This is a genomic window from Brevibacterium renqingii, assembly GCF_017808105.1.
GTDB classification, from domain to species: Bacteria; Actinomycetota; Actinomycetes; order Actinomycetales; family Brevibacteriaceae; genus Brevibacterium; species Brevibacterium renqingii.
This window is the reverse complement of the sequence record NZ_JADBHF010000006.1, coordinates 1-26,363: the sequence shown is the minus strand read 5'-3', so window position 1 is coordinate 26,363 and position 26,363 is coordinate 1. Positions and strand designations below refer to the sequence as shown.

The following is a 26,363-nucleotide window of genomic DNA, read 5'->3' as shown; positions in this document are numbered from 1 at the left end:
GTCAGACCCTTTCGATGATCGTCGCGATGCCCATTCCGCCACCGATGCACAGGGTGACGAGTCCGCGCTTGAGGTCGCGGCGTTCGAGTTCGTCGAGCACGGTGCCGAGGATCATAGCTCCTGTGGCGCCGAGCGGGTGGCCCATGGCGATGGCCCCACCGTTGACGTTGACCTTCTCATGCGGGATGTTCAGGTCCTTCATCCACTTGAGCACGACGGCGGCGAATGCCTCGTTGAGCTCGAACAGGTCGATGTCGTCGACGGTCAGCCCCGCCTTGTCGAGGGCCTTCCGGGTCGCCGGAGTCGGACCGGTGAGCATGATCGTCGGCTCGGAGCCGGTGACTGCGGTGGAGACGATGCGGGCCCGCGGCTTCATGTTCATCTTCTGGCCGACTTCGGAGTCGCCGAGGATGACCAGGCTGGCCCCGTCGACGATGCCCGAGGAGTTCGCGGCGGTGTGGACGTGGTCGATCTCTTCGACCCAGTGATACTTCTGAAGGGCGACTTCGTCGAAGCCGGTCTGGGCGGCGAGCTTCGAAAACGCCGGGTTGAGCTTCGACAGCGATTCCACGGTGGAGCCGGGTCGCATGTGCTCATCCGTGTCGAGCAGGGTCACACCGTTGATGTCCTTGACGGGCACGATCGACTTCTCGAAGTACCCCTTCTCCCAGGCGTTGGCCGCCCGCTTCTGCGATTCTGCGGCGAAAGCGTCGACGTCCGTGCGGCTGAAGCCCTCGGTGGTGGCGATGAGGTCGGCACCGATGCCCTGGGGCACGAAATACGTGTCGAAGTTCGTCGTCGGGTCCTGTGACCAGGCGCCTCCGTCGGAGCCCAGCGGCACGCGGGACATGGACTCGACGCCGCCTGCGAGGACGAGGTTCTCGAATCCGCTGCCGACCTTCTGCGCCGCGAGGTTGACGGCTTCCAGGCCCGAAGCGCAGAACCGGTTGATCTGGACACCTGCGACGGACTCGTCGAGTCCGGAGACCAGAGCGGCTGTGCGGGCGATGTCGCCGCCCTGTTCACCGACCGGAGAGACGACGCCGAGTACGAGGTCGTCGATGGCACTGTCATCGAGTTCGGGGTTGCGCTCGCGCACGGCGTCGATGAGCCCGGTCACGAGGTCGATGGGTTTGACGCTGTGGAGCGCACCATCGCGGTTCTTGCCGCGTGGGGTGCGCACCGCGTCATAGATGAACGCTTCGCTCATGTGTTCCTCACAGTCTCGGTGGAAGGCCGACCAGCAAATCTGATCGATCGTTCAGTAACATTCGCACGTTCCATTGTGTACCAGTTTCCAGTGACGATCAACACACGCAGCTCCTCGCCGGACCCATCGCCGTCGATGCGGCACCGGCGGAAGACCCTCAGGAAGTACGCCGTGTCTCGCAGGGGCGGATCCACCTCGAAATCATCGTCGTTATCGAGCCGGATCCACCTCTACGAGACACTCCGGCGCATCGACGGTCCGATATCGGCGCTGCCTGGTTGTTCGGGTGCTGGCCGAATGGCTGCAAAACGCATCGCAACCGCATCATTCGGTGCTCCGGGAAACGAAAAAGCCCCTCCCGGTCCAGTGGTGTTCCTGATGGGAGGGGCGTTGCCGAGCCGCCTGCGGGAATCGAACCCGCGACCTATTCATTACGAGTGAATCGCTCTGCCGACTGAGCTAAGGCGGCAACCGACCTAACTTTAGCCAACTTCTGCACCGCCGGTCAAAATGAGGGACGCTCCCGAACCGGAGCCGCTCCGAGCGAGACCTCGCAGCTTGCCTCAGGCCCGGATGGGCGGCGAAACAGCTGTCGGGCGCGGTCTGCTGCCGGCACCAGTTAACCTTGAAAGTGCAGACAAAGCATAGATCAGAGGGAGACCCCGTGGCCGAGTTCGACTCCGACGACTTCATGAGTGACTTCCAAGCTCTCATCGAGTGTGAGTCGTTCTCGCAGGATCCTGCATCGTTGGCGCGCAGCGCTCAGCTCGTGTCCCGCATCGGCACCGGAATGCTCGGCGCCGCGCCTCGCATCATCGAAACGGGCACCCACCCTCATGTCCTCTGGCGTTTCGGAGCCGGCCCGCGCAAGGTCGTGCTCATCGGCCACCACGACACCGTCTGGCCGACCGGAACCCTCAAGGACTTCCCCTACTCCGTCAAGGACGGTGTCGTGCGCGGCCCCGGCGCCGATGACATGAAGGGCGGACTGCTCATCGCCCTCTACGCGCTGGCTCAGGTGCGTGCCGAACTAGGAAGCATCGACGGCGTCAGCCTCCTCATCACCGCCGACGAAGAGCTCGGTTCCCCGGGATCTCGACAGATCATCGAGAACGAGGCCCGCGGCGCGAAGGCAGCGCTCGTCTTCGAAAGCGGGGCGGCCCAAGGCGCGGTGAAGATCGCCCGCAAAGGAGTCGCGATCTACCAGCTCGAGGTCACCGGTCTGGCCTCACACGCCGGCGTCGAGCCCGAGAAGGGCATCAACGCCACCATCGAGGTGGCCAATCAGGTCGTCGAGATCGCCAAACTGCACAAACCGTCCATGGGCACTTCGGTCGTGCCGACCGTGATGACGAGCGGGTCGACGACGAACACCGTCCCGGCCCGAGCAGTCGTCGGCATCGATTCGAGGGCCGCCTCGACGAGTGAGCAGGTGCGCATCGACGAGGCACTGCGCGCGCTCACCCCCACGGTCGCCGGCGCCGAAATCGAACTCAAGGGCGGGATCAACCGCGCCCCGCTCGAAGAGGATATGGCGATGGGCCTCTACGCCCGGGCCCAACGGCTGGCGGGAAAGCTCGGGCATCCGCCGCTGCGCTCGGTCGCCGTCGGCGGCGGTTCGGACGGCAATTTCACGGCCGGTGTCGGAACCCCGACACTGGACGGTCTGGGAACCGTCGGCGGAGGCTCGCACGCTCGCACCGAGCACGCGCTTCAGATCTGGATCCCGCGACGCATCGAACTCACCGCGGCCCTGGTCGCCGAGCTTTTGGCCGGAGACTGAGAGCCGCTCCTCTCCCCGGGCTCATAGGCGCGACGTTCAGATCGTCCCCGTGCGGTCTTCCTGCAGCCACGGATTCGACAGCAGCACGAAAGCCGCCTCGACGATGAGCACGGGCGACATGTTCGTCTGCAGTCGCTGCCGGGCCTCGGTGATGGCATCGATGCGCAGCAGAGTGGTATCCGGCCCGTCCCGATTCGCCTGTTCGGCGATGAGGTCGACCTCTCCGGCATTGATCCACCCGTCGCGGATCCCCAGCTGGTACATGAGGATGTCGCGGTAGAGGCTCATGAGTTCGAGGAAGATCCGGTCGAGCTCATCGTTCCGTGCTCGCACCGATCGTCGTTTCTGCTCCTCCTCGAGCTTCCGGATCTGGGCCCGGGCCGATGGTGGGATCGTCTTCTCCCCCTCGATGCCCAGTGTGGTCATGAGCTGTCTGCGTTCGGCGGCGTTGCGCTCCTCGACTCGAGACTTCGCGGTTTCCGCGGCGGCGTCGACGATTCTGCCTGCCAGCCGTATGGTGGCTCCCACCGAGGTGAGTTTGCCTGGAATCGCGAGGATCTGCTTGCGTTCGGCATCGGCGGATTCATTCAGCGCCAAGTACTTCGCACGCCCGATATGGCTCTGGGCCACGGCAGCGGCCCATCTGGCCCGATCCTCACCGACGTGATCGCGTTCGATGAGCAGCTGAGCGACGGCATCGCGTGAGGGAATCCGCAGCCGCACCGGGCGGCACCTCGACCTGATGGTTGTCAGCACATCGATCGGGCTGGGCGCGCACAGCAGCCATACCGTGGCTGGAGGCGGTTCCTCGATGGCTTTGAGCAGCACGTTCGCGGTGCGTTCCATCATCCGGTCGGCGTCTTCGATGATGACGACTCGCCACTGTGAGTTGACGGGAGCCGTCTGCGCCTTCGTGACGAGCTCGCGCACTTCATCGATCGAGATGACCGATTTCTGCGTCGACATGATCGTCAGGGACTCGTGGTGGCCCGAAAGCACCCGGGAGGTGACGTCGTTCGATTCCGTGCCTCCGGAGATCAGAGCCGCGGCGAAGGCTCTGGCGGCGTTCGACCTCCCCGACCCGGGCGGACCGGTGAACAGCCACGCGTGGGTCATTGCCGCCGGACTGTCCAAGGCGTATCCGAGCTGAGTGCTCACCTCGTCCTGACCGACGAGTTCGTCGAAGACGCTCATCTCAGGATCCCTCCGGATTGTTGAAGCGCCGATTGTTGCGCTCGCGCTGCCTGCGCAGGCGCTCGCGGGCCTGTCGTTCGATCTCCGCCTGCGCCTGCAGTCGTTCGCGGCTCGTCTCTCGAGCGCTGCGCGCCGGCAGCACAGTCGTCTCGGCATCGTCCGGGTCGACCTGGTCTTCCCGATCGCCGGTTTCGACTACACGCGTCTCGGCCTCGTCCGGGTCCACTTGATCGACGACTCGGGTCTCGGCCTCCTCAGCTGAATCGGTGGCGATCCTGTCCGTCGCAACGCCTTCGGCCTCGTCGCTGTCGTCGATGAGTGCCTCGGGGGTGAATCCGCGGGCCGGCAGAACCGTCGTGGTCGCGTCCTCGTCGGATTCGGTTTCGTCCTCTGACTCCAGGAACGACGGAAGCTCCTCTTCGACATCGGCGTCCGGCTTCCGGGCTGCGGGCGAGGGCTCCAACGCCGGTTCAGACTCTGCTTCGCCTGCCCGGGCCTCAAACGCGTCTGCCGACGAGATTGAATCCTCCCGCAGATCGGCGCCGAGGTCGACCCGTTCGGTGGGAACGCTGCCGGAGATCTCCACCTCGTCGTCGGTAACCGCGGCGGGAATGAAACGGTCGCCGGTCACCGGCACGAAACGCGGCCCACGCTCATGCCACGACTCATCACCGTCGGCCGAGTCCTCAGATGCGGCGGATCCACTCGTCTCGGCGTCCTCACCAGCCGCATAGGATTCGTGGACGGCAGGGTCGTCGCTCTCGGCAGAGGAGGGCACGACGGAACCGGCTGCGGCATCGTCATCCGCTGCGGAATCGGCCGCAGTGGGCACCTCTCCCGCAACCGCCGACGATGCCTCGGCGCTGGTCCTGTCACGGCTCAGCAGGGTCTGCGGAAGTCGTTCGCGGATGGCTTCGAGAATGCGTGCGGTGAGTTCATCGACTCCTACCGAGGCGTCGAGGACGACGTAGCGGTCGGGTTCCCGGTGCGCACGGGAGAGGTAGGTCTGGCGCACACGCTGGTGGAACTGCTGATTCTCCTCATCGAGATAGTTGCTCTCCCCACGCTCGCCCATCCTCTCGGCTGCGGCCTCAGGTTCGATGTCGAGGACGATCGTCAGGTGCGGGACAAGCCCCTGGGTGGCCCAGCGGCTCAGCGCCAGGATCGTCTTCTCGTCGAAACTGCGTCCCGCGGCCTGGTAGGCGATCGTCGAATCGATGTAACGATCGGTGATGACGATGTTTCCCTCATCCAGGCTGGGATCGACCAGTGAGGCCACATGGTGAGCGCGGTCGGCCGCGAAGAGCAGCGCCTCGGTGCGAGTGCTCGGCCGATCGGAGTCGAAGAGGACCGAACGGATCTTCGTGCCCAGTTCGGTGCCGCCGGGCTCACGAGTGGACTCCACATGGTATCCGTCGTCGGCCAGGGCACGGGAGATCCGTTTGATCTGCGTGGTCTTTCCCGATCCGTCCCCGCCTTCGATGGCGATGAAGAATCCCGCGCCGAGGCGTTCGGCGGAGTTGCCGAGCCCACCGGCGGCGTTCTCGGCCTGGTTGGGCGGACGGAAGCCATGGACGATGTCGACCGACAGGCCCTGCAGCTTGTGGGGGTCGAAGGTGAAGAGCCCGATGATGCCGGCGACGAGGGCGCCGATGCCGAAGATGAGGAACGCCACATCGCTGGGGACGAGCACCCAGTCGGGGCTCGAACCGACTTCGACGGTTCCGCCGAGGTCGAAGGCGTTGATGACCAGCGCCAGGCCCGCGCCGCCGACGGCTCCGTACCGGCGCGAGAAGTCATAGGGCTGGGCACGCACGCCGATGCCGACGAGGAACGCGATCGCCGCAGACAAGACGACCTTGCCGGAGAGTTCGCCGATGCCGCCCGTCGCCAACAGCAGCACGCCGGAGACGAGCAGGGCGAAGGTGGATACGCGGGGGCGTGACATTCCCGGAGCGAAGGTCGGGCCCATCTCGAAACCGATGGCCCAGCCGACGAGGCAGCAGGCGATGATGAGAGCGAACCCGGCCTGTCCGTAGTCATGGGCGACCGCGGTGGGCTGGGCGAGGATGAAAGTGGCACCGAGCACGGCGAACAGGCCGATGCACACCCACGGATTGGCGATCGCCTCCGGGGGCCTGGCCACACGCGCCTTGAGTTCGGGGAATGAACCCGTGGTCGCGGTCTCCGCATGCAGAGCACGTTCGGGCGTGAGGAAGATGATGATGGACCCCGCGGCCATGCCGACTCCGACCAGCAGCGACATCCAGCCGAGAGCCTGAGTTCCTGCGGCGGATCCGCCGAGGATCTGGAAGGCGCAGGAGACGAAGACGAGGATCGCGGCGGGAATGCCCACGCGGCGCCACGGCTTCTCGTTCGTGAACGGGTTGATGCTCATGAGCAGACCCACCACGGCCCCGAGGAACAGCGCCGCGACCCACGTCAGCCAGGCGCTGGGAGCCAGGCTGAGGACGATGAGCACGGCCGCCTCGATGATCGCGGAGATGCTCAGTGCGGTCTTGCGCACGGCGGGAGGGCGGGTCGCGAAGACCTTGCTGGGGATGAAGAGACCGGTGCAGGACAAGGCGAAGACGATGAGCAGCGACAGGCTGCCCACGCGATTGTCGAACCCTCCGGCGCTGATCGAATCGGCCGTGGCGGTGAACGCGTGTCCGCCCACTGTGGCGAGGAGTCCGCTCGTGCCTGCCACCACATAACTGATCGCGACAAGAACGATCAGGGCTCCCCAGGCCGCGGTCTCGGTGACAAGGCGGCCGGGGGCTCCGGGCAGTCGGTGTCCTGAAGTCGTCAACATGCTCACAGCCCTACACTATCTGTCCCGACTGACATATCTCTTGGAACCCGGTGCGATCTCGGACAACCCGGACCATGATGGCGTGCTCCCATCCTCTACTCTTGTTCTCGTGCACACAGTCAATACAGCGATGACCACCGTGGCCGCTCAGGGGCTGGGACCGGCCGAGGAACTGGCCTTCGCTCGCGTCCTCCTCGATTCGGTCAAGGCCGGCCGCCGAGGCGCAACGCTGCGAATGTACCGTCCAGCGCCGACCCTGGCCTTCGGCGCCCGCGACCGGTTCCTGCCCGGCTTCGCCGCCGCCATCGAGGCCGCCAGAGACCACGGCTTCACACCAGCGCTGCGCAGCCTCGGCGGCCGGGCGGCGGCGTACCATCCGGGTTCACTGGTCATCGATCACATCGAACCGAGTGATTCCTTCATCACGGACACGACCGCCAGGTTCACCGGTTTCGGTCTCGACTATGTCGAAGTGCTGCGTGGCCTAGGCGTCGACGCCCGCCTCGGCGAGATCCCCGGCGAGTACTGTCCCGGAGAGCACAGCGTCAACGTCGCCGGCCGGATCAAGGCGATAGGCACGGCCCAACGCGTCGTCTCCGGGGCGTGGCTGTTCTCCTCCTCCGTCGTGGTCGAAGACCCGGAACCGATCCGCGCGGTCCTCACCGATGTCGAAGCCGCCCTCGGCATCGAATGGGACCCCTCCACGGGCGGCTCGATCAGCGAGATCCACCCCGAAATCACCGTCGATGCCGTCGCCGAGGCATTCGCTTCCTACTATGCCTCGGCCGATCCGCTCACGCCCGTCGCCCCCACCGCCGATGAGCTGGCTGCCCTGGCCGACTACGTGGGCAAGCACGTGCTGTGAGCTCATAGGAGGAAGAATGACTGTCACCATCCGCGAAGCGACCGAAAGCGATCTGCCACAGATCCTCCGCCTTGTCCACGCGCTGGCCGTCTATGAGAAGGAACCCAATGCTGTGGAGGCCACCGAGGCGGACTTCGCCGCGGTGATGTTCCCGGCCGAGGGCAGTCCGAATACGTTCGGGCTCATGGCCGAAGTCGACGGAACGGTCATCGGCTTCGCCGTCTGGTTCCACAGCTTCTCGACCTGGACGGGCAGGAACGGAATCTGGCTCGAAGACCTCTTCGTCGATCCCGAGTACCGCGGGCATGGTGCCGGCAAGGCGCTGCTGGGTCGTCTCGCACAGATCTGCCGGGACCGCGGACTGACCCGCCTCGAATGGTGCGTGCTCAGATGGAACACGCCCTCGATCGGGTTCTACGAGTCCCTGGGCGCGAAGCCGCAGGACGAATGGGAGACCTACCGCCTCGACGGGCAGGCGCTGGCCGACTTCGCGGCCGCATCACGTTCCTAGACGAGTCCGCTGCACCACCGGGGCTGGGCTCTGCGTGCGACTGCGATCGGACCGGCTGGGCTGCAGTGGGCGGTGCTGGAGCAGCGCTCACGCCATGGTTGAGCCCCGCGAGCCCTGGTGAGCAGGCCCATTTCGCCCACCTACGAGAGGTGTGTTCAGGGAGTCTTCGGTTTCGACGTGCTCGTCTTACTCGCCGTGGTCTTCTTCGCGGCAGTGGTCTTGCCCGCAGATTTCGACGTCGTCGACTTCGATGCAGAGGACTTCGACGCCGTCGACTTCGCTGCTGTCGATTTCTTCGCCGCAGTCGTCTTCGATGTCGTCGACTTCTTCGCAGGGGCCTTGCGAGTGGTCTTCTTCTTCGCCGGGCCCTTCGCCCGCTTCTCGGCCAGCAGCGTCGCCGCTCGCTCGAGCGTCACGGCCTCGACGGAGTCGTCCTTGCGCAGGGTCGCATTCGTCTCTCCGTCGGTGACGTAGGGACCGAAGCGACCGTCCTTGACGACGACCGGCTTCTTCGTCTCCGGATCCTCGCCGAGTTCCTTCAGCGGAGCCGCAGCGCGCCGGCCGCCTCGCTGCTTCGGTTCGGCGTAGATCTTCAGCGCCTCGTCGAGGGTGATGTTGAAGATCTGCTCCTCATCGGTCAGCGACCGCGAGTCCGTGCCCTTCTTCAGATACGGTCCGTAGCGACCGTTCTGGGCGGTGATGTCCGTGCCCTCTTCGTCCTGACCGACGATGCGCGGCAGGCTGAGCAGCTTGAGCGCGGTCTCGAGGTCGATCGAGTCCAGATGCATCGACTTGAACAGGGATGCCGTCCGCGGCTTCGGCTTCTTGGCTCCGCGCTTGGGCTTCTCCTCTGGTTCGGGCAGCACCTCGGAGACGTAGGGGCCGAAACGACCGTTCTTCGCCACGATCGTGTGCCCGGTCTCCGGGTCGACGCCGAGCTCGCGGTCTTCGCCGCCCTGGGTCTCGATGAGCTCGGCGGCCTTGGCGGCGGTCAGCTCGTCGGGGGCCAGATCATCGGGTACCGAGACCCGCTTCGGGTCCTCGCCTTCGGCCTCGGCTGCGACTTCGAGGTAGGGGCCGTATCGGCCGACGCGCAGGTTCACGCCCTCGCTGATGGCGACGGTGTTGACCTCACGGGCGTCGATGTCGCCGAGGTCGTCGACGATCGCCTTGAGACCCTCACGGTCCTGGGTCTGGTCGCCGAAGTAGAATCCGGCGAGCCATTCGTTGCGGTCCTCTTCGCCCATCGCGATCCGGTCGAGCTCAGATTCGAGGTCGGCAGTGAACGCATAGTCGACGAGCCCGGTGAAGTGCTCCTCGAGCAGCCGCACCACGGAGAACGCCAACCAGCTGGGCACCAGCGCATTGCCGCGAGTGCTCACATAGCCGCGGTCTTGGATGACGGAGATGGTGGCCGCATACGTCGAAGGACGCCCGATGCCGAGCTCCTCGAGCTGCTTGACCAGGCTCGCCTCGGTGAAGCGCGGAGGCGGGGCCGTGGTGTGCCCATCGGCCTCGGCCTTGATGACGGACAGCGCCTGGCCCTCTTCGACCTGCGGCAGCCGCGACTCGCCGGACTTCGTGTCGTAGCGGGAAGCGTCCTGGCCCTCCTCGTAGGCGGCGAGGAAGCCGCGGAAGGTGATGACGGTGCCGCTGGCGCTGAAACCGGCCTCGTGTCCGTCGGCGAGCGCGGCACGGACCCTGATCGTCGCGGTCTTGCCCTTGGCATCGGCCATCTGGCTGGCCACGGTGCGCTTCCAGATGAGGTCGTAGAGACGGAACTCGTCGCCGGACAGCTGCTTGGACACCTGGGCCGGGGTGCGGAAGGAGTCGCCGGAGGGGCGGATCGCCTCGTGGGCCTCCTGCGCGGACTTCTGCTTGCTCGCGTACTGGCGCGGTGACTGGGGCACGAATTCGGGACCGTAGAGTTCGGTCACCTGCTTCCGCGCGGCCGCGATGGCCTGGCCCGACAGCGCCGAGGAGTCCGTACGCATATAGGTGATGTAGCCGTGTTCGTACAGCGACTGGGCGGTGCGCATGGCTTGGCGGGCGCTCATGCGCAGTTTGCGTCCCGCCTCCTGCTGCAGCGTCGAGGTGGTGAACGGCGCGGCTGGACGGCGGGAGTATGGCTTCGACTCCACTGCGGTCACGGACAGGGAGTCCTTGGCGTCGCCGCTCAGCTCGGCGGCCAGAGCCTCGGCGCGGGCCTGATCGACCACCGTCGCCGAGGTGTTCTTCAGCCGGCCTTTGTCGTCGAAGTCGCGGCCGGTGGCCACCCGCGCCCCGTCAACGGTGGTGAGGTTAGCCGCAAAGGGGTTCGATCCGTCGGGCAGGCCGAGATCGATGTCGAGGTCCCAGTAGTCGGCGGGCACGAAAGCCATTCGCTCCCGTTCGCGTTCGACGACGAGACGGGTGGCCACGGACTGCACCCGTCCGGCGGAGAGTCCGGCACGGATCTTGCGCCACAGCACAGGTGAGACCTCATAGCCGTAGAGGCGGTCGAGGATCCGGCGGGTCTCCTGCGCGTCGACGAGCGAGGAGTCGATATCGCGGGTGTTCTCCAGTGCCCGTTCGATCGCCTCGGGAGTGATCTCGTGGAAGACCATGCGTTTGACGGGGATCTTCGGTTTGAGCACCTCGAGCAGATGCCAGGCGATGGCCTCTCCCTCGCGGTCCTCATCCGTTGCGAGATAGAGTTCGTCAGCGTCCTTGAGCAGACGCTTGAGTTCGGTGACCTTCTTCTTCTTGCCCGGGTCGATCCGGTAGTAGGGGTCGAAGCCGTTGTCGACGTCGACGGCGAATTTCCCGTACGGCCCCTTCTTCATATCGGCGGGCAGTTCCGACGGAGTCGGCAGGTCGCGGATATGGCCGACGGAGGCCTCGACGTCATAACCATCGCCGAGGTATCCCACAATCGTTCGCGCCTTCGTCGGAGACTCGACGATGACGAGGCGACGGGGCTTCTTCTCGGTTGTGGTCACGCTTTCACATTCCTCTCACGGCATCTGCTGCTCATTGCAACGGACGATCCGGCCCAATGTAACACTGTTGAACGGAGACGATACTCATCGGGCGGCTCGGCCCCGATACGGCGTCAACGGTAATCGATCCTATCCCCATTCCCCGTCGGCCCCGCTCGTCGCAGTGTCTCAGGAAGCGATGTCGGGCAGCAGCACGCCGGCCGCAGCCAGGGCTCTGACCTGGGCGATGAGTTGGTCTTCCAAGGCTGTGGCGTCCACTTCGAGCAGCTGTGCGAGTGCTCCCGCCGTTTGGCGCACAGTCAGTGTTCCGTCGGCCACCGAGACGAATCCGGCCAACGCCGTGTCGAGGTCGAAGACCTGCCCGAACCCGATGCCCTGCTCGAGGGTGATGGAACTCGGCTCCGACTGACCGGGCACGAAATGTCGGTGCTCGACGAGATCCGGGGACCGGGTGAAGGCGGTGGCTGCGATCTCCTCGGGGCCGACCGAGGACAGCCATGACCTGATCGCGAAGACTGTCGTGAGGAACTCGGCGAGCCCGTGCGGGTTGTTCGCCGGAGACGAGGTGACTAGTTCCCTCGCTCTGAACACACCGTCGTCGACCTGCGGGCTCGTGCTCGTGCCGGCGCTCGTGGCCGTTGAACCGGCATCCTGGCCGGTCGATCTGGCCATGAGCACATAGCCGAAGACGACCTGTTCGACGCTGCGGGAGGTGAAGTCCTCGAGCCACTCCCCAACGGCGGCGTTCCAGGCGGCTGTGGCTCGCGGGATCCCTCCGTCGCGGATCCACGTTTCCGCGTAGGCGACCGGGTCGAGGGCCTCGCGCTCGATGACGAGCACCGAGGTGTCCTCAGCGCCCACCCAGGCCTCAGGTCCCCGCTTGTCCGCCGAGGTGGTCTCCCAGTTGCCCAGGCAGACGCTGCGACCGCCCGGGGCCAGGACCGAGGGGATGGCGCTGAACAGTTCCCGCACCAGTGCGTCTCCGATCATCCCCGCATCCCGGTATTCGAAGGTCGTGTCCGTGGTGCGGGGAGTGATGACGAACGGCGGGTTCGACACGAGCAGGTCGACCGGCTCCGGCAGCGGCTCGAGCAAGGACCCGTGCCGGAATTCGATCGTGCTCACCCCGTTGAGCTCGGCCGACAGCGCAGCCAGGTGCAGGGCGCGGTGTGAGATGTCGGTGGCGATGACACGCCTGCTGTGTCGCGCCAGCAGCAGGGCTTGGATGCCGCAGCCGGTGCCGATGTCGGCAGACACGCCGACCTGGTCCCGCGGGATCAGGGTCACGAGTGTGCGTCCGGCCCCGCCGAGACCGAGCACGTACTCACCGGCGAGGACGTCCGGGGTGACCAGTGTCCCGTGATCGGCCACGAGGTAGAGGTTCTCGTCCCCGGATCGCAAACCGCGCGGCACACCGACCGGCAGGTCATACGGGGTGAGAGCGAACGGGGCGATCGCCTCATCTGCCTCGATGTCGATCAGGCCCGCCTCGGCGGCGGTGGCGAAGGTCTCCCCCAGCACCTGCCGGACGTCTGCGACAGCGACCCGACAGTGGAAGTGGAACAGCAGCGCCAGGCTCGCCAGGCCACGGTCGAAGGCGTCGGCCGATTCCGCGGCCAGAACATCGATGCAGTGGTGGATGGCGGGGGCGGCGTTGTTGCGGGCGAGTGCCTCCGAGGTCGCCGGACCCCAGAACTGCCGCAGCCGCGGCTCGGTGTATCCGGCACGGTAGAGGGTGTCACCCAAGTGGGTCAGCGGAAGATCAGTCACAGAAGAATCCTAACGACTGCGCCATAATTGACTCATGGCTTCCTCCGCTCTGCTCGACATCGTCACCGGTTTCGGTGCCCGGGATGAGCGCATCGTCCATGTCCGCGACATCCCGCAGCGTTTCGAACGCGACGCCGAATGGCCCGAGTGGATCGATGAGGAGCTCCGGCACGCCTGCCATGCCGTCGGCGTCGATGCACTGTGGCAGCACCAGCTCGAGGCGGCGCAGACGGCCAGGGACGGCTCCGATGTCGTCATCGCCACTCCGACCGCCTCGGGCAAATCCCTGGGCTTCTGGCTGCCGGTGCTCGAAGCGATCCAGGCGAGCCGGGACAGGCTGCGCACCGCCTCGGCGATCTACATCGCCCCGACCAAGGCGCTGGCGGCCGACCAGCTTGCCAAGCTCGAACGGTTCGTCGTCCGCGGGATGCGTCCGGCCGCTTATGACGGTGACGCCTCGCAGGCGTCGAAGGACTGGGCGAGGCGGCACGCGAATATCGTCTTCACCAACCCGGACATGCTCCACAGGAGCATGCTCCCCCAGCACGAACGCTTCACCCGGCTGTTCAGATCTCTGCGCTACATCGTCGTCGACGAGGCGCACCGCTATCGCGGGGTGTTCGGCTCCCATGTCGCGCTCGTGCTGCGCCGCCTGCTGCGCATCGCCGCCCACTACGGCGCCGCTCCTGTCGTGATCGGCGCCTCGGCGACGATGGCGGACCCCGATGCGGCCTTCGCCAAACTCACGGGCCGTGACGTCCATGCCGTGACCGCCGACTCCTCACCGCGGGCGTCCGGCAGCTTCGCCCTGTGGGAGCCGCCGGTCTCCCCCGGCGGCGACCGCCGCAGCGGATTGGCCGAGGCCGCCGATGTCATCACCGATTCGATGTGTGCCGGCTACCGGTCGATCACCTTCATCGCCTCCCGCCGAGGCACGGAGGCACTCGCGCAGACCGTGCGCGACCAGCTCGGGCAGGTCGACGAATCGCTGACCGGCAAGGTCGCCGCCTATCGGGGCGGATATCTGGCCGAGGAGCGTCGGATGCTCGAGACCGCTCTGCGGTCGGGTCAGCTGCTGGCGGTGGCATCGACGAACGCCTTGGAATTGGGCATCGACATCTCCGGGCTCGACCTCGTCATCATCTCCGGATGGCCCGGGACTCTGGCCTCGCTGTGGCAGCAGGCAGGCCGAGCCGGACGTGCCGGGCAGCGGTGGATGGCCGTGTTCATCGCCCGTGACGACCCCCTCGACACGTACGTCGTCCACCACCCCGAGGTCATCTTCGACGCGCCCGTCGACGCCGGAGTCATCCATCCGGGCAACCCGCATGTGCTCTCCGGTCACCTGTGCGCGGCCGCCGCCGAAGTGCCTCTCAAGTCGGCGGATCTCGTGCACTTCCCGGCGAACTCGGCCGAGGTCGTCGACGACCTCGTCGAGAAGAAGATGCTGCGAGCGCGCCCGACCGGCTGGTTCTGGGCCAAGGACACCCCGGCTGCCGATCTCGCCGACATCCGCGGGACCGGAGGCGGCCAATTCAGCCTCGTAGAGGCGAGCACCGGAACCCTGCTGGGCACGGTCGATGAGTCCGGAGCGCATACAGGGGCTCATCCCGGGGCCGTGTACACGCATCAGGGCATCGACTTCACGGTGCTCGATCTCGACCTCGAGGAGCGCATCGTGGCAGTCGAACGCGCCGAGGTCGACTACACCACCCAGCCGCGTTCGCAGACGGAGATCGCGATCGTCGACACCGATGCCCAGAGAGTTCTGCCTTCTGGGGCGGCCGTGTGCAGCGGCACCGTCGACGTCAAGGATCAGGTCGTCGCCTACCGGATGCGGGCGAAGAGAGGCGGGGCCATCATCGCCGAGCACGAACTGGACCTGCCCGAACGCACTCTGCGGACGAAGGCCGTGTGGTGGACGATTCCTCAGACGGTGCTCGACGAAGCCGAAGTCTTAGGCGCTGATCTGCCCGGTGCTGTGCATGCCGCAGAGCACGCCTCGATCGGCCTGCTGCCGCTCTTCGCCGGCTGCGACCGGTGGGATATCGGCGGGGTCTCAACCGCCCTGCACGCGGATACAGGGCTGGCCACGGTGTTCGTCTACGACGGGCTGGCCGGTGGCGCCGGGTTCGCCGAACGCGGCAGCGAGGTCTTCGAAGAGTGGCTGTCGGCGACACGGTCCGCCATCGCTGCCTGCGAATGCATCGATGGGTGTCCGTCGTGCGTGCAGTCGCCGAAGTGCGGAAACGGCAATGAGCCCTTGGACAAGGACGCCGCGCTGCGTCTGCTGCGCACCGTGCTCGGCTGAATGGGCTATTTTCCGGCCACGGCCTTCTCCCGGACCTTCGGCAGCGGGCCGGGAATGTCGACCTCGACGGCGACATAGGCCGACTGCTCACTCAGCGAGGCACGGCAGTCGCTCATCTCGCCTCCGTTGCGTTCGGCCACCTCCTCCGCGATCTCACATGGCTCTCCTGTGGCCAGTCCGCGCACGGCGTCCGCGGCGGCGAGCGCCGCCAGGTCCGCGGCACTCTGGGCCCGGGTGTGAGCCACGAACGCCTGCCCGAGGCTGCCGACCGCGGTCACGAGTACGAGGATGATGGAGCAGAGCCCGACGACGATGTTCGTCATGAGGATCCGCCTCTGTCCCCTTCGTACCTGGCAGTGGCGGCCGCATCGACCGTGTCGAGGAAGAAGATCGCGTCGGGCAGGCGGATGGTGACCGTGACGACCGAATACCCGCCATCGGCGCGAACGGTGACCTTCGATGAGGTTCCCGCGTGTTTCCTCGCCTCGGCGACGACGGCCGTCTGGGGCTCCCCGCGTGCGATCTCACGCGCCGCGGATCGTGCTGCATCGAAAGCTCGCAGCTGGGAGAAACCGACTGCGGCGGCTCCCGTGAGCAGCACGACGAGGAGCACAATCGCCGGCATGACGACGGCGAATTCGGCAGTCGCCGTGCCCGCGTCGCGGCTCTGGTCACTGTGCCGCTCACGGGAGCGTCCGCGTTCCATCTCCGTTCAGCTTCCCATTCCGAGAGCGGTCTGGATGACTCCGGTGACGAGCTCCTTGATCGGTTCGGATTTGAGGATCACGACGAGCAGGGCCGCGAATCCGCAGGCGGCAAGCGTGGTGATGGCGTATTCTGCGGTGGTCGCTCCGGTGTCCGCTCTCCAGAACTCCTCGGCGGCCTGACGGCCGGCGAACGGCTCGATCTCCCCTCCAGGCTCGATCTGCCTCGCGGGCTCGATCTGCCTCGCGGGCTCGATCGGACCGGCCGGTGGGTCGTCGATCTCCGGGGCAGGTGACGTGGTGCTCATGCTCTCCTCCTTGGCAACGGCTCCGTTCGCACTCTGCGAGCGGAAGATCAGCCTGCGAGGCGGGAGGCAGTCATGTCCAGGAGTGAAACCGTGCCTGTGGAAGCCGTTTCACCCTCCACAGGTCAATGACGTGCAAGTCGCGGCAGCGTCCACAGCCAGCGGCGACGAAGTCGGTTCGGAGTCGGTTCAGGTGTTGCTCGCCCAGTCGTCCCTGAGGATGGCCATGATCACCTCGTCGTGGCGCCGCCCGTTGAAGAACACGGCTTCTCGGCGGCGCCCCTCCTCGACGAAGCCGGCCTTCGTGTAGGAGGCGATGCCGCGGGTGTTGAACGCCCAGGTCTGCAGTTCGATGCGGTTGAGTCCCAACTGCAGGAATCCGTAGTTCACGGCCAACCGCACAGCGTCGGAGCCGTATCCGCGACCGTGGAACTCAGGACCGAGGACGATCGCCAGGGTCGCAGACTGGTTGATCGGGTTGCGCCCGTACAGGGTGACGTGCCCGACGAACTCCTCGGTCTCGATGAGTTCGATGCTCAAGCCCACGGCGTCGCTCGTAGTGTTCGCACTCCACTGCGAGAACTGTTCCGAGACTCCCCCTTCGGGCCGCGGCAGAACCGTGTGGTTCTGCAGGACGACGATCGAGGGGTCGTACCACCACTGCTCGAGATAGGGCAGATCGTCCTCGCGCAGGGGTCGCAGTCGCACGGATCGACCGACGAAGAGCTTCTCTGCGTATTCTTCCGCCTGTTCGACGCTGGACAGTTGGCTGAAGGGTGTGACCGGTGACATGCATCGACCCTATCGGCCCTTCCTGAAAATCGGTTCAGCACCCTGCTCAGAAGAAGACGGTCCCCAGATCCGAGAGGAGGGAGATGACGACGGGCACGACGGACAGCAGCAGGAAGGCCGGAAGAATGCACACACCCAACGGCAGCACCAGCCGCACCCCCAATGCCGCTGCGGCCTCCTGCTGTCGGCGGCGGGAGGAATCACGCAGCTCCTTGGCCACGGACTCGATGAGCGGAGCCGGTCCGACTCCGGTGTGTTCGGAGAATTCGAAGACCTCGAGAACCGGCAGCAGCCGGTCGTCCTCGGCGAGCTTCCGGCCGCCGATCGTCATCGCCCTGCCGATCCGCTGGAGGCCGGAACGGTCCCCGGTGGCCTCAGCGGTGAGTGCCAGTGCCACGGGGATCGGCAGGCCGGAGGTCAGACAGATCGCCACGAGATCGAGGTCGAAGGCCAGTTGGTCATCGGCGACGACTGTGCCGGTTCCGGTACGGTCGGCTCGACCTCTGCGGGGCTCCTGGGCGGCATCATCGTGCCTGCCCGTGGAATGCCCGGCCGCGGACGTCGCGCCCTTCCCCGCCCGGGGTCCGGGGCCGTGCCCGGCAGCGGTGTGGCCGAGGAGTCCCTGCAGGCGCGAACGGGTCGTTCCCGACCACAGCAGCACTCCGAGTGCGACGAAGGCGGCGATGAGCACAGGCAGCATCACGATCACCGCTGCGCCCGCAGCATCATCGTCCTCATCCACCAACGGCCGAGCACGTAGAGGGCCACACCCCCGCCGATGCTCAGCTGACCCGGCAGACCGGTGGCCAGATCCGTCGGCTCCACGCCGATGAGCAGCCCCAGGCCGATGCCGATGAGCGGCAGCCAACTGAGTACGCGCACCGTCGATTTCGGTCCGGCCATCGCGATCCGGCGTTCGCGCTCGGCATCGAGGGCATCGCGTTGGGCGGCGGCATAGCGCAGGATCATCTCGGCTGCGGGCGCCCCGGACCGTTCGGAGACGGTCCACACCGCGGCCATTCCGATCAGCACCTCGGCGGCAGGAGCGGGCAGTTCGGCGCTGCGTGTGGCGATGGCTCGGCCCGGTTCCTCGCCCAAGGAGATCGCCCGTGAGATCGGCACCAAGGCCTCGTTCTGTCGGCTCAAGGTCGTCATCACCGCCTGCGGGGTCATCCCGACCTTGAGCAGGTGTGCGCAGTTCTCCACCGCGCCGATCGCCCACAGCCTGTCCGCCTGTGACTCCTCTGCGGACCCGCCTCGGCGACGGATCCTGCGCAGGCTCCGTCGATCGGTCTCCGCGCCCTCGCTGCGGCGCAGGAGTTCGCGCAGACGCGCGCCCGGCGCCGACGGGGCCGCGAGGATGATCCCTGCGGCCACGAGAACTGCGATGAGCACGGTCATCCGGCTGACTTCTGCTCGAGCACGGCCTCGAACCGTGCCAGGGCACGCCGGTTGACGGTCCCTTCGGCCGAAGGCGAGGGCCGCCCCCACACCGGTTCCATCACTACCCCATCGGCACCGGTCCGGATCGGGATCGCCAGTTCGGTCACGCCCCGGTCGGACCCGGATCGGCGCAGGTGGACGACGAGGTCGATGGCCGTGGAGAACTGCGAATACACGGCCTCCGGGCTCATTCCCGCCAGCGCACCGAGTGAGGCGACCCGACTGGGCACGGCGTCGGCGGTGTTCGCGTGGATCGTCGCGCATCCGCCTTCGTGGCCGGTGTTGAGCGCGGTGAGCATGTCCCTGACCTCGGCCCCGCGGCACTCACCGACCACGAGGCGGTCAGGCCTCATCCGCAGGGCGTTGCGGACGAGGTCGGTCAGGGTCACCTCCCCGCCGCCTTCGACGTTGGCCTGTCGGGCCGCGAGCTGGACGACATGGGGATGGGTGACGATGAGTTCGCGGGAGTCCTCGACGATGACGATGCGCTGAATGGCCTCGACCTGCGAGAGCAGAGCACCGAGGAGGGCCGTCTTGCCCGTTCCGGTGCCCCCGGAGATGAGGATGTTCGCCCGCGACGCAACCGCCTCGGCGAGCAGAGGGCTCACATCATCGGGGACGAACCCCTCGGCGCACAGCTGGGCGAAAGGGAATCCGGAGCGTTTGGGCACGCGGAAGGAGATCGTGGTGGTCTCGCCCGAGATCGGCGGGACGATCGCATTCATCCGCACCCCGTCGGGCAGTCGCACATCGACATAGGGACTCGCGTCGTCGAGGCGGCGCCCGCCGAGCGCGGCCAGCCGCACCGCCAGGGACCTCACCTCGTCCTCGGCGCCCAGGGAGAGGTCGAGCAGCCGAGGACCGTCACCGGTGTCGGCGAAGATCTCCCGCGGTCCGTTGACGAACACATCGGTGGTTCCCGGCACCTCGAGCACGGGCTGCAGAGGACCGGCCCCGGACAGCTGTGCGGACAGCCGGGTGACGAGTTCGAGCAGGGCGGCCGACCCGAGGACGCGGCCGGTGCGTTGGACCGCTTCGGCGACGGCTGCCGTGGTCACCGGTCCGGGATTGTCGAGCAGGGTCTTGCGGACGTCGGCGACGAGGGAGGCGTCGAGCCATTCGCTCATTCCACCCACTCCCCCAGCAGCCGATCGACGAGGCGACCGAGGTGGGCTCCTCCCGGGATGCCCTCGCCGCGGTCGACGGCGGCAGACAGCCCGCGATCATCGCGGATGCTTCCGGCCAGACTCAGCCCGATGGATTCGGCGAGGAGTTCGGCGTCGAGGCCGCCGACTCCGGTTTCGCGGACGACGAGGCGGACATCGGGGTGGGCCTGTGAGAGTCGTTTGGCGACTTGGGAGGCAGCGACCGCGGAGCGGACCCTGGCCGGGGCCACGAGCAGCACGTGATGGCAGCGGCGGGTCCACTGCGGTGGGGCGTGACGGGGCAGGTCGACGATGACGAGGTCGAAGGCCTGCCCGGCCGCGGCGAGGAAGTCGTCGAACACGTCCGGATCGAGGTCGACGGTGTCGTCACGTCCCCAGGACAGCAAGGCCAGCCCTTCGTGACGGGGCAGCGCGTCGGCCAGTGTCGAGGGGCGCAGCTGTCCGCGGGAGGCGCTGAGGTCGGTCCAACGGGGCCCGGGCACCTGCTCGGCCCCGAGCACGAGGTCGAGTCCGCCCCCGAGCGGATCGGCGTCGACGAGCACGGTGCTGATATCGGCACCGGCCCGACGAGCGAGCGCGCAGGCGAGCACCGAGGCGCCGGCACCGCCGCAGCCGGCGACGACGCCGACCGTCGTGCCCGGGGAGACAGGAGGTTCGATGGCCGCGATCATCCGCCCGCTCAGCCATTCCGCGGCGGCGGGCAGCACTGCCAGCTGATCCACGCCGAGGTGGGCCGCTTTCGCCCAAGTCGATGCGGGTTCGTCGCCGTCGAGGACGACGAGGATCCGGTCGGCGTGATCGGTCGCGGGTGCTTCCCCGACGTCCTCGCCGAGGAGGATGAGGGAGGCGGACTGCCAGCCTCCGGAGTCGGGAGGCAGAACCGTGAGGGTCACGCCGATGCTTTCTGCCACCCGGGCGCATTCTTCGGTGATTGCGCCGAGGTCGGTGATGAGGGCTACCTGCATGCCACGAGCCTGTCTGATGTTCCGGCGTGCGGACCAGACGGGCGCGGGCTCCTGTGGATGGGACAGCGAAAGGGCGCCTCCTGTGAGTTCGAGTCACAGGAGGCGCCCTTTGCGGTGCACCGCGGTCCCCGGTCCTGGTCAGCGGCGGTGTTCGTCTTGCCCGATCAGTGCAGGCGACGCCTGCGAGCGCCGTCCGCGCCGCACTGCGTCCACAGCGCGGACGTTCGAGTCGGTGCCGACCGGTTCAGCCGCGTTGGATTCCTTCGATATTGCGCAGGATTCCTTCGCGCCCGTCGGTGTCGCGGACCTTGAACCAGGAGCCCTTGTCCTCGAGGCTGAGGTACCAGTCGCCGGGGTAGATCGTGAACACCGGCATCCCGGTGGTCGGGTCCACGGCTTCGCGCGGTTCGGGAACGGCGAACCAGAACGCCTGGATGATGGGGCGCTCGCCGTCCTCACGGGCACCCTGCCCGGCGTCAGCAGGCACCGGCTCACCGTCGATGGCCGTCTGCGCCACCGTCTCCTCGTCCGAGCGGCCGGTCTCCGCACCTTCGGCCTCTGCCGCCGACCGGTCGCCGTACGAGGCGACCGGAACGTATTGAGTGGGCTCCTCGCTCTCGGGGACGGTGGTCGACTCGGTACGAGTCGCCGGCTGGTCGTTCGTCGCCTGACCGAGAGACGGTGATGAGTCCTCGCCCGTGCCGGCGTTCGTGTCCGAGGACTTCGCATTGACCTTGGACACGAGGTCGCTGCTCTCCGCCGGGGAGACGACGGTCGGAGCCTCCTCATCGCTCGCCGAGGCGGTGTCCGCGGAGTCCGTGAACCGGGCCGGTTCCGCGCTCGGGTCGACTGCACCCGCAGCTGCGGGTGAGTTCGCTTCGGCATCCGCGACGGCCTCATCTGCGTGCGGCTTCGGGGTCCCGATCGTATCGTCCGTCTCGGAGTCCGGGGCGGCGTGGCGGCCACGTCGGCGTTCGGAGTCATCAGCATTCGCCGAGGACGCACCGGCCACGGCGGCTCCGCCGAGGACGCCCGCACCGGCGGCTGCCGCCGCGGCACCGGAGTGAGAGTCTTCGCTCTCGGCCGTCTGCGGTCCTGTCGCGGTGGGCTGCTCGTCCCGGACGCCGCCCTGTTCGCGGTCTGCGCCGAAGCCGAAGGCCTGGGTGGGTTCGCTCTGCGAATGCTGTGGAGCATCCGAATCGCGAGCGCCGAGGTAGGTCTGGCCGTCACCGGTGCTGTGCACCGGCTGGTCGGAGGATTCGCCCGATGCCGGCGCCGAGAAGGCGTTCGCCGAGCGCTCCTGTTCCTGCTGCTCGGGCGGTGCGTAGGGGTTGGGCCGCTGATTGTCGTCGGGCTGCCCGGGCTCTGGCTGCCCGAACTGCGGCTGCCCGGGCTGTCCGTGCTGCTGCCCATACTGCGGCCCGCCGGGATGCTGACCGAACTGATCGGGTCCTGACTGGTCGGGCCCTCCGAAACCGCCCTGCTGGCCGGGGTCTCCGAATCCGCCGGGCCCGGGCTGTCCCGGTCCGCCGGGCTGACCGGCACCGGCCGGCGCCGAGCCGTAGGGGGCGAACCCGGGTGCGCCCGCGCCGCTGCCGGGAACATTGGCCACGGGGGCCGGGTGCTGAGTGTGCTTGGACACGGGGCGAGCCTTGGGATGGGTCTCGACGTCTTCGCGCCCGGCGAATTCCCGGGCGAAGAACGGGATCATCGTGAACACGCCGGCGAAGAAGGCGATGAGCGCGGCGAAGAAGGCCAGGTAGGCACCCACATGCCAGTAGACCGCCGAGGTGAGCAGATCGATGAACGCGTAGGTGAAGGCCATCGCCGAGAGCACCGAGATGAACTGGTCGAGACTGAGCGAGCCGATCCGCAGACGGCCGTTGCCGAGCTTGTTGACGAGGACGGCAGTCGCCAGCAGCAGGATCGAGAGGACGGTGAACACGAGCGCGCCCATATCGGCGACGTTCCAGTGCCATAGAGTCGTGGTCTCGAACCCGTAGTCACGATATGGCACGAACAGTGTGATGAACGCGAGCAGGCCTGCGAAGAGGAGGAACAGGTCGCGCAGCGTCAGCGGTCCGATGAGCCCTGGGCCCGACCGCTGCTTGGGAGCCGGTGCGGCACCGAACTGTCCTGGCCCCGCGCCGAACTGTCCGGGCCCCGAACCGTAGGGCCCGGGCCCTGAACCGTAGGGGCCGGGTCCTGAACCGTAGGGGCCGGGTCCCGAACCATAGGGGCCGGGGGCCGAACCATAGGGGCCGGGCGCGGAGCCGTACGGGGCGGGAGAGCCATAGGGGCCCGGGGCTGAACCATAGGCACCCGGTGCCGAGGCATTCTGCCCGGGCGCAGAGCCGTACTGGCCGGGCGCGGATCCGTAGGCCTGTCCGGGCGCAGAACCGTAGGGTCCAGGGCCCGATCCGTATGCCGGGGGCTGACCGCCCGCCTGGGGCGTGTTCTGCCCCGGGTGCTGCGGGGGCTGATCCTGCCACGGCTGTGGCCCGGACCCGGTTGGATGCTGCGGCGAACTCATCGCTTACTCCACTCGATCTCGGGAAAAGGTAACAGTGTTGCGGCGTCTGCGCGGGACGGATCCCGACAGACTCTGCTCCCATCCTTGCAGAACACAGGCCTCCTGTGCACTCATCCACACCTGATGCACCCTCCGGAAGCCAGGTTCTCCCACCGCCGAGGCGGGGCAAATCCCCAGTGCCGCGGCATCGGAGGCGTGTGACGCATAGCACATCAGAGCCTCTGTGGCTACCCCCACTCCCACCGCTCATCGCACGAAACACTGCTGTCCGGCCCCCGTCGGCGGGTATACAGTGCAACTAGAATTTTCGATCCACCAAAGAAGTCGGAGGGAAGAATGACCGAAAGCATCGCCGATCAGGCCGAGACCTTTGCCCCACCTGAGCAGTTCGCAGCCGCCGCCAATGTCGGTGCCGACGAATACCAGCGGGCCGACGCCGACTACCTGAGCTTCTGGGCCGAGCAGTCCCGTGAGCTCGTCGACTGGCACGAGGACTTCGACGAGGTCCTCGATTGGACCAACCCTCCGTTCGCGAAATGGTTCGTCGGCGGCAAGCTCAATATCGCGTACAACTGCCTCGACCGCCATGTCATCGCCGGCAATGGCGACCGCGTGGCCATCAACTTCGAGGGTGAGCCGGGAGACTCGCGCATCTTCACCTATGCCGAGCTCCTCGCCGAGGTGTCGAAGGCGGCCAATACGCTCACCGATCTCGGCGTCACGGCCGGCGACCGTGTCGCCATCTACCTGCCGATGATTCCCGAGGCGATGATCTCGATGCTGGCCTGCGCCCGCCTCGGTGCGGCCCATTCCGTCGTCTTCGGCGGCTTCTCCGCCGACGCCCTGCGCTCACGCATCATCGACGCCGAAGCCCGCGTGGTCATCACCGCCGACGGCAGCTATCGCCGGACCAAACCCACCAGCCTCAAGCCCGCCGTCGACGAGGCCCTGTCCGCCGGTGACACCCCCGTCGAGCACGTCCTCGTCGTCGAGCGCACCGGTCAGGACATCGACATGGTCGACGGCCGGGACCAGTGGTGGCATGACACCGTCGGCAAGGCCGACGCGAAGCACGAATGCGAGTTCTTCGACTCGGAGAACCCGCTGTTCATCCTCTACACCTCCGGCACCACCGGTAAGCCGAAGGGCATCCTCCACACTTCCGGCGGCTACCTCACCCAGGTGCTGTACTCGATGAAGGCCGTCTTCGACATCAAGCCCGAATCCGACGTCTTCTGGTGCACTGCCGACGTCGGCTGGGTCACCGGACACTCCTATGTCACCTACGGCCCACTGGCCGCAGGTGTCTCCCAGATCGTCTACGAAGGCACCCCGGACACCCCGCATCAGGGCCGCTGGTGGGAGATCGTCGAGAAATACAAGGCCACGATCCTCTACGCCGCACCGACGGCGATCCGGACCTTCATGAAATGGGGCGAGGAGATCCCGGCGAAGTACGACCTGTCCAGCCTGCGCCTGCTCGGCAGCGTCGGCGAACCGATCAACCCCGAGGCGTGGCGCTGGTACCACCGCGTCGTCGGCGGCGAACGCTGCCCGATCGTCGACACCTGGTGGCAGACCGAGACCGGTGCCCACATGATCGCACCCCTGCCCGGCGTCCTCTCGACCAAACCCGGTTCCTCGCAGCGGCCGATCCCCGGCATCTCCGTCGACGTCGTCGACGACTCCGGCGAGAACCCGGCCGGCCCCGAGGGCGGACTCCTCGTCATCCGCCAGCCGTGGCCTGCGATGCTGCGCGGCATCTGGAAAGACCCGGAGCGCTTCAAGGAGACCTATTGGTCTCGTTTCGAGGACACCTATTTCGCCGGTGACGGTGCCCGCAGGGACGCGGACGGCGACATCTGGTTCCTCGGTCGCGTCGACGACGTGATGAACGTGTCCGGCCACCGCCTGTCGACCGCGGAGATCGAATCCTCGCTCGTCGCCCACTCCAACGTCGCCGAGGCGGCCGTGGTCGGCGCCGCGGACGACACCTCCGGGCAGGCCGTCATCGCCTTCGTCATCGTGTCCAACGGCGTCGAGGACTCGGCCGACACCGCCGAGGAGCTGCGTCAGCATGTGGGCAAGGACATCGGTCCGATCGCGAAGCCGAAGAAGGTCCACATCGTCACCGACCTGCCGAAGACCCGGTCGGGCAAGATCATGCGGCGGCTGCTCAAGGACGTCGCGGAGAACCGCGAGATCGGCAACACGATGACCCTGGCCGATGCCTCGGTGATGGACAGCATCGAGAAGTCGGTCGCGAAGGTCTGAGCCGACCGCGTCCGGCGGGCTTTGCCGTTTTCCCGCCGATTCGCCTTGGCCGCTGGGCGCCTTCAGACTACTCTTAAGTTAGATTGTCCCCGTTCTCGATTTAGGAGCACTCATGGCCGAGAGGTCGATCAGCGAACTGATCAAAGGCATCAGCGACGATTCCAAAGCGATCGCCGAGGAAGAGATCGCGCTGGCCAAGGCCGAGGCCACTGCCGGTGCCAAGAACCTGGGCATCGGAGCGGGCCTCGCCATCGCCGCGCTCTTCCTGCTCTTCCTGTCGTCTTTCATGGTGATCTTCGCAGGTGCGGCTGCCTTCCATGAGGGCCTCGGTTGGCCGTGGTGGGGAAGCTTCCTCATCGTCTTCGGCATCCTTGCCGTCATCGCGATCGTCCTCGTCCTCGTCGCGCTCCCACTGTTCAAGAAAGGCAACCCCGTCCCGGGAACGGCGATCGGCTCGGCCAAGTCCCTGGTCGCTTCGGTCAAGCGTGCGCTGAAGAACCCCTCGGGTCCGAGGTACTGAGCCCAGCTTTTCGCCACGACAGAAGCGGGGGGGGGGGCGGCGGGGGGGGGCGCGGCGGGGGGGGGGGGGGGCGGGGGGGGGGGGGGGGGGGCCGGGGGGGGGGGGGGGGGGGGGGCGAAGGGGGGGAGAGCGGGCCCCACCCCGCACCGAGGCAGGGCCCGCAGCCCCCCCGCCGACCGAACCCAACCAACCGCCCCCAGAGAACGCCACCCACAACCAAC

20 protein-coding genes and 1 tRNA gene are annotated in these 26,363 nt (G+C 67.1%); 6 read left to right on the top strand and 15 right to left on the bottom strand.

The window, feature by feature from the left end; translation table 11 throughout:
• Position 1: 1 nt before the first annotated feature.
• The gene (locus tag IHE57_RS07430) at positions 2-1,210 is read right to left on the bottom strand and encodes an acetyl-CoA C-acetyltransferase (RefSeq protein ID WP_209372151.1); all 1,209 of its coding nucleotides are present in this window, start codon (positions 1,208-1,210) and stop codon (positions 2-4) included.
• A gap of 396 nt (positions 1,211-1,606) precedes the next feature.
• Positions 1,607-1,679, bottom strand: a tRNA-Thr gene (locus IHE57_RS07425).
• A 195-nt stretch (positions 1,680-1,874) separates the two neighbouring features.
• Between IHE57_RS07425 and IHE57_RS07420 the strand changes: the two genes are divergently transcribed.
• Complete coding sequence (locus IHE57_RS07420; RefSeq protein WP_209372149.1) at positions 1,875-2,993, top strand: M20/M25/M40 family metallo-hydrolase; 1,119 nt, start codon at positions 1,875-1,877, stop codon at positions 2,991-2,993.
• Between the two features lie 36 nt (positions 2,994-3,029).
• Here the strand turns inward: IHE57_RS07420 and IHE57_RS07415 are convergent, their stop codons facing one another.
• Positions 3,030-4,187 (bottom strand): DNA polymerase III subunit delta', encoded by a 1,158-nt coding sequence (locus IHE57_RS07415; RefSeq protein WP_209325500.1) that lies wholly within the window; start codon positions 4,185-4,187, stop codon positions 3,030-3,032.
• Position 4,188: 1 nt separating this feature from the next.
• Complete coding sequence (tmk, locus tag IHE57_RS07410) at positions 4,189-7,002, bottom strand: dTMP kinase (RefSeq protein ID WP_209325721.1); 2,814 nt, start codon at positions 7,000-7,002, stop codon at positions 4,189-4,191.
• 109 nt (positions 7,003-7,111) lie between these two features.
• Between tmk and IHE57_RS07405 the strand changes: the two genes are divergently transcribed.
• Both IHE57_RS07405 and IHE57_RS07400 read left to right on the top strand, forming a co-directional pair.
• The gene (locus IHE57_RS07405) at positions 7,112-7,867 is read left to right on the top strand and encodes a lipoate--protein ligase family protein (RefSeq protein WP_343071890.1); all 756 of its coding nucleotides are present in this window, start codon (positions 7,112-7,114) and stop codon (positions 7,865-7,867) included.
• Between the two features lie 16 nt (positions 7,868-7,883).
• Positions 7,884-8,378, top strand: coding sequence for a GNAT family N-acetyltransferase (locus IHE57_RS07400; RefSeq protein WP_209325501.1), 495 nt, complete (start codon positions 7,884-7,886; stop codon positions 8,376-8,378).
• 155 nt (positions 8,379-8,533) lie between these two features.
• Here the strand turns inward: IHE57_RS07400 and topA are convergent, their stop codons facing one another.
• Both topA and IHE57_RS07390 read right to left on the bottom strand, forming a co-directional pair.
• Positions 8,534-11,359 (bottom strand): type I DNA topoisomerase, encoded by a 2,826-nt coding sequence (gene topA, locus IHE57_RS07395; protein WP_209372147.1) that lies wholly within the window; start codon positions 11,357-11,359, stop codon positions 8,534-8,536.
• A 168-nt stretch (positions 11,360-11,527) separates the two neighbouring features.
• Positions 11,528-13,129: a methyltransferase gene (locus IHE57_RS07390; protein WP_366933889.1), complete on the bottom strand. Its 1,602-nt coding sequence runs from the start codon at positions 13,127-13,129 to the stop codon at positions 11,528-11,530.
• 34 nt (positions 13,130-13,163) lie between these two features.
• Between IHE57_RS07390 and IHE57_RS07385 the strand changes: the two genes are divergently transcribed.
• Complete coding sequence (locus IHE57_RS07385) at positions 13,164-15,440, top strand: DEAD/DEAH box helicase (protein ID WP_209325503.1); 2,277 nt, start codon at positions 13,164-13,166, stop codon at positions 15,438-15,440.
• Positions 15,441-15,445: 5 nt separating this feature from the next.
• Here IHE57_RS07385 and IHE57_RS07380 read toward each other — a convergent pair whose 3' ends face one another.
• The 9 genes from IHE57_RS07380 to IHE57_RS07340 form a co-directional block, all read right to left on the bottom strand.
• On the bottom strand, positions 15,446-15,763 hold the full coding sequence (locus tag IHE57_RS07380; protein ID WP_209325504.1) for an Rv3654c family TadE-like protein: 318 nt from the start codon (positions 15,761-15,763) through the stop codon (positions 15,446-15,448).
• Positions 15,760-16,146, bottom strand: coding sequence for a TadE family protein (locus IHE57_RS07375; RefSeq protein WP_209325505.1), 387 nt, complete (start codon positions 16,144-16,146; stop codon positions 15,760-15,762). Before IHE57_RS07375 ends, IHE57_RS07380 begins: the two co-directional genes overlap by 4 nt.
• 6 nt (positions 16,147-16,152) lie before the next feature.
• Positions 16,153-16,452, bottom strand: coding sequence for a DUF4244 domain-containing protein (locus IHE57_RS07370; protein WP_209325506.1), 300 nt, complete (start codon positions 16,450-16,452; stop codon positions 16,153-16,155).
• Positions 16,453-16,638: 186 nt separating this feature from the next.
• Positions 16,639-17,241, bottom strand: coding sequence for a GNAT family N-acetyltransferase (locus tag IHE57_RS07365; protein ID WP_209325507.1), 603 nt, complete (start codon positions 17,239-17,241; stop codon positions 16,639-16,641).
• Positions 17,242-17,287: 46 nt separating this feature from the next.
• Complete coding sequence (locus IHE57_RS07360; RefSeq protein ID WP_209325724.1) at positions 17,288-17,941, bottom strand: type II secretion system F family protein; 654 nt, start codon at positions 17,939-17,941, stop codon at positions 17,288-17,290.
• Between the two features lie 5 nt (positions 17,942-17,946).
• Positions 17,947-18,642, bottom strand: coding sequence for a type II secretion system F family protein (locus IHE57_RS07355; protein WP_209325508.1), 696 nt, complete (start codon positions 18,640-18,642; stop codon positions 17,947-17,949).
• Positions 18,639-19,811, bottom strand: a complete 1,173-nt coding sequence (locus IHE57_RS07350; protein WP_209325509.1) for a TadA family conjugal transfer-associated ATPase — start codon at positions 19,809-19,811, stop codon at positions 18,639-18,641. The genes IHE57_RS07355 and IHE57_RS07350 overlap by 4 nt, the downstream gene beginning before the upstream one ends.
• The gene (ssd, locus tag IHE57_RS07345) at positions 19,808-20,815 is read right to left on the bottom strand and encodes a septum site-determining protein Ssd (protein WP_209325510.1); all 1,008 of its coding nucleotides are present in this window, start codon (positions 20,813-20,815) and stop codon (positions 19,808-19,810) included. The genes IHE57_RS07350 and ssd overlap by 4 nt, the downstream gene beginning before the upstream one ends.
• Before the next feature lie 244 nt (positions 20,816-21,059).
• On the bottom strand, positions 21,060-23,348 hold the full coding sequence (locus IHE57_RS07340; protein ID WP_209325511.1) for a hypothetical protein: 2,289 nt from the start codon (positions 23,346-23,348) through the stop codon (positions 21,060-21,062).
• A gap of 336 nt (positions 23,349-23,684) precedes the next feature.
• Here IHE57_RS07340 and acs point away from each other — a divergent pair, with 336 nt between their 5' ends.
• Both acs and IHE57_RS07330 read left to right on the top strand, forming a co-directional pair.
• Positions 23,685-25,622 (top strand): acetate--CoA ligase, encoded by a 1,938-nt coding sequence (gene acs, locus IHE57_RS07335; RefSeq protein ID WP_209325512.1) that lies wholly within the window; start codon positions 23,685-23,687, stop codon positions 25,620-25,622.
• Between the two features lie 112 nt (positions 25,623-25,734).
• The gene (locus tag IHE57_RS07330) at positions 25,735-26,142 is read left to right on the top strand and encodes a phage holin family protein (RefSeq protein ID WP_209325513.1); all 408 of its coding nucleotides are present in this window, start codon (positions 25,735-25,737) and stop codon (positions 26,140-26,142) included.
• Positions 26,143-26,363: the final 221 nt, after the last annotated feature.